Source organism: Microbacterium paulum (assembly GCF_015707995.1).
GTDB classification, from domain to species: Bacteria; Actinomycetota; Actinomycetes; order Actinomycetales; family Microbacteriaceae; genus Microbacterium; species Microbacterium paulum.
The window spans coordinates 1-3,643 of sequence record NZ_JAAGRY010000112.1 but is presented as its reverse complement, the minus strand read 5'-3'; the positions used below and the strand labels follow the sequence as shown (position 1 = coordinate 3,643).

Genomic DNA, 3,643 nt, shown 5'->3' with positions numbered 1-3,643 from the left:
GCCGTGGCTGGCCGCGGCGGGCCTCGCTGCCGCTGCCGTCGCGCTCGTCGTCTTCACCCCCGAGGTCGTGCGCGCCTACCCGGTGCTGCTCGCCGCGGCGCTCGCCCTGAACGGCGTGCGCCTGCTCGTGCGGGCGCTCCGCCCTGACCGCGCCACGACTCCCAAGGCCTCGCGCGCCGGTGCGGTGACCGATCGGATCACCGACGGAGTGCTCGCCGCCGCGAACATCGCCGCGGCCGTGCTCGTGTGGCTCTGGCCCGACGTCGGTCTGCTGCTGCTCGCGTGGGTCGTCGCGGCCGCGGTCGCGGTCACCGGCCTGCGACTGGTGTGGCGCGCGCTGCGACCCGCGCCCCGGCGTCGTGAACCACAGCATCGCGCGCGCCGCCCGGCGCTGCGTCGCGCCGGGCGCGTCACGGGGGCTGTACTCGCGGCAGCGGTGGCCGTCGCGGCATCCCTCGGCTCTTCCTGGGTGTTCGCGCGGGTCGCCCCGATCGACGACTTCTACACCTGGACGAGCCCGGTGCCGACCCAGCCCGGAGAGCTGCTGCGGGTCGCCGCGTGCGACGGTGAGGCGCCGGCCGGCGCCACGGGCCTGCGCATCCTCTACTCCACGACGCGCGCCGACGGCTCAGCCGCGGTCGCGAGCGCCGTGGTCGCGCTGCCCACCGCCGCGGCGCCGAGTGGGGGGGGCCGCACCCTGCTGGCGTGGCAGCACGGCACCACGGGTGTCGCCCGCTCGTGCGCGCCGAGCCTTCGCGCGAACGCACTGTCGGAGCATGCGATTCCGGGCATCTCGCGCATGATCGATCGGGGTTGGGCGATCGTTGCGACCGACTACCCCGGCATGGGCACCGCGGGACGCTACCCCTACCTCATCGGCGCCGGCGAAGGACAGGCGACTCTCGACGGGCTGCGTGCGCTGCGCCAGGTCGACGACGCGCGCGCCTCGAATCGGGTGATGCTGTGGGGCCACTCACAGGGCGGGCACGCGACGCTCTGGGCGGCGCAGATCGCGGCCGACTACGCCCCCGACCTCGACGTGGTGGGCGTTGCCGCGCTGTCCTCGGCGACCGACCCGCTCGCCGTGTCGAAGCTCATCATCGAGGGCCCCGCCAGCGCACTCGTGAACGCCGTCACGTCCTACGTCGTCGTCCCCTACGCCGACGAGTACCCCGACCTCACCCTCATCGGGCTGACCCACCCCGCCGGGTCGGTCTTCGCCGACGCCGCGGCGAGCCGGTGCGCGACCGACCCCGGCACGCTCGTGACGCTGCTCGTGACACTGGGGCTCGGCGGACGCGACCACCTGTACGACCTCGATCTCGACGCCGGGCCCGTGCACGACCGGCTGGCGCAGAACATCGCGACCGCGATCGTTCCGGCACCGCTCTTTCTCGGTCAGGGCGTCGACGACGAGGTCGTGTCGATCGACATTCAGCGGACGACGGATGCCCGGGTGTGCGCCGCGGGAAGACCGGTCGAGACCCACGAATATCCCGGCCGCGACCACATGGGCGTGATCGCGCAGGGGTCTCCGCTGATCGACGACCTGTTCGTGTGGGCAGACCGGGTGACGGCAGGCGAGGCCCCGTCGACCTGCTCCTGAGCGCGCGGCCCGCCCGGTTCGCCGAGGCCCTTCAGTCGGCGTCGCGCACGACGCGATAGCGCACGTGGGTGACGAGCGAGGCGGCCCGCACCGAGAGCTGCTCGAGCCGCATGCCGGGAACGTCTTCGAACAGACGCAGCCCCTCGCCCACCACGACGGGCGAGATCTGCAGCATGAGTTCGTCGACGAGGCCCGCCTGCAGGTACTGGCGGGTGGTCGAGACGCCGCCGGCGATGTGCACATTGCGCTCACCGGCCGCGTCTCGGGCGCGCTCGAGCGCCGAGTGGATGCCGCCGGTGACGAAGTGGAAGGTCGTTCCGCCCGCCATCTCGAGCGGTTCGCGCGGGTGGTGGGTGAGCACGAACACGGGCGCGTGATACGGCGGCTCGTCGCCCCACCACCCTTTCCATTCCCGCGCCTGCGTCGACGACCAGTCACCGCGCATGGGGCCGAACATGTGGCGACCCATGACGTACGCGCCGGCCGAGACGATGGCATCCAGCTCGGCGCGGTTCTCGTCGGGCGTGCGGAACATCCACATGTGCAGCGATCCGTCGGGGATGTCACCCATCGGACGGTCGAGGGTCTGGTTGTCGCCGGCGCCGATGCCGTCGAGGGAGAGCGACATGGTGGCGATCACGCGAGTCACGGGCGCCACGTTACCCCGCATGACCGACACTCCGCAGGGGTGGGAATGGCGCCTGCGCGCGCGGCGTTTGCGACCACATGACAACCGTGGGAATCATCGGAGCAGGACACATCGGCAGCGCGCTCGCAGAAGGTCTGGCCCGCCGCGGCTACGACGTCGTGATCGCCAACTCGCGCGGGCCCGAGACGCTCGACGACCTCGTCGGCCGGCTTTCCGCAGATGCCGGCGGCTCAGGCGCCTCTGGCAGCGTGCGCGCCGCGACCGCGGTGGATGCCGCGCAGGCGGCCGACTGGGCGATCGTGACGGTGCCGCTGAAGGACCTCGCCGACGTTCCGGTCGAGCCACTCGCCGGCAAGATCGTGCTCGACACGAACAACTACTACTGGGAACGCGACGGCCGCATCGCGGCGCTCGACGAGAAGCGTGCGACGACGACGGGGCTGGCGCAGGCGCACCTGCCCTCGTCGCGCGTCGTGAAGGCGTTCAACCACATCCCCGCCGCCGACATCCTCACGACCGGCTCGCCCGCGGGCACTCCCGACCGTCGCGCGCTCGCGATCGCGAGCGACCACGCCGACGCCGCAGCCCTCGCCGCAGAGGTCTACGACGCGTTCGGCTTCGACACGGTCGACATCGGCTCGGTCGGCGAGAGCTGGCGGGTCGAGCGCGACCAGCCGGCCTACGTCGTGCGGCAGAACGCCGACGAACTGCGCGAGAACCTCGCCCGCGCGACGCGCTGAGGCGGATGCCGGTAGCGCTGGGCGCGCTACCGGCGCGGGTCGACGCCGACGCGGAACGCCCCGCCCGCCGCGGCGAGAGCGAGGGCCTCGTCGGCGGCGGCGAGGGGCAGCACCGGATCGACGAGATCTTCGAACGGATGCCTCCCCCACGCTCCGCGCAGGTACTCGACGGCGTCGCGCAGATCGTCGCCCGTGCAGTGCTGCACGCCCGCGATGGTGACGAGGCCGCGGACGATGGCCTCGGCATCCATTGCCACCGGCGGTGCGGGCGAGAGGCTGCCGACGAGCACAGCCACTCCCCCGATGCCGACCGCGGTGAGCGCCGTCTCGACGGCGGCGGGGGCACCGGATGCCTCGACGGCGATGTCGACGCCCTCGACACCCCCGACGCCGAGCCCGCGCAGCGCGGTCTCGAGGGCGCCGGCGTCGCACGGGTCGATCGTCGCGGCGGCTCCGAACAGCCGCGCCAGTCGGCGCCTCTTCTTGTCGGGCTCGCTGACGATCACCGTCGCGCCGCGGTCGGCGGCGATCGCGGTCGCCGACAGGCCCACGATCCCCGCGCCGGTGACGAGGACGATCGAGCGGGGCAGCGGCACCTCGCGCTCGGCGCGCCGCAGCGCCGCCCATGCTGTGGCCGCCCCGCACGCG

Annotated in this window: 4 protein-coding genes; 2 read left to right on the top strand and 2 right to left on the bottom strand. The window is 73.3% G+C overall.

Translation table 11 applies throughout. The annotated features are described in order from the left end of the window. Positions 1-1,606, top strand: a 1,606-nt coding sequence (locus G3N18_RS15600) for a lipase family protein (protein ID WP_196385162.1), incomplete at its 5' end; no start/stop codon positions are given. A gap of 31 nt (positions 1,607-1,637) precedes the next feature. Here the strand turns inward: G3N18_RS15600 and G3N18_RS15595 are convergent. Then, the gene (locus G3N18_RS15595) at positions 1,638-2,255 is read right to left on the bottom strand and encodes a dihydrofolate reductase family protein (RefSeq protein ID WP_338038680.1); all 618 of its coding nucleotides are present in this window, start codon (positions 2,253-2,255) and stop codon (positions 1,638-1,640) included. A gap of 77 nt (positions 2,256-2,332) precedes the next feature. Here G3N18_RS15595 and G3N18_RS15590 point away from each other — a divergent pair, with 77 nt between their 5' ends. Further along, positions 2,333-2,995, top strand: coding sequence for an NADPH-dependent F420 reductase (locus tag G3N18_RS15590; protein ID WP_196325367.1), 663 nt, complete (start codon positions 2,333-2,335; stop codon positions 2,993-2,995). Between the two features lie 26 nt (positions 2,996-3,021). Here the strand turns inward: G3N18_RS15590 and G3N18_RS15585 are convergent. Continuing rightward, positions 3,022-3,643 (bottom strand): zinc-binding dehydrogenase (locus tag G3N18_RS15585; protein ID WP_196385160.1); only part of this gene is annotated, 622 nt, incomplete at its 5' end.

What these genes read in the sequence shown, in the direction of transcription:
- G3N18_RS15590 (WP_196325367.1), top strand. Translation starts at nt 2,333, where the DNA reads ATGACAACCGTGGGAATCATCGGAGCAGGACACATCGGCAGCGCGCTC.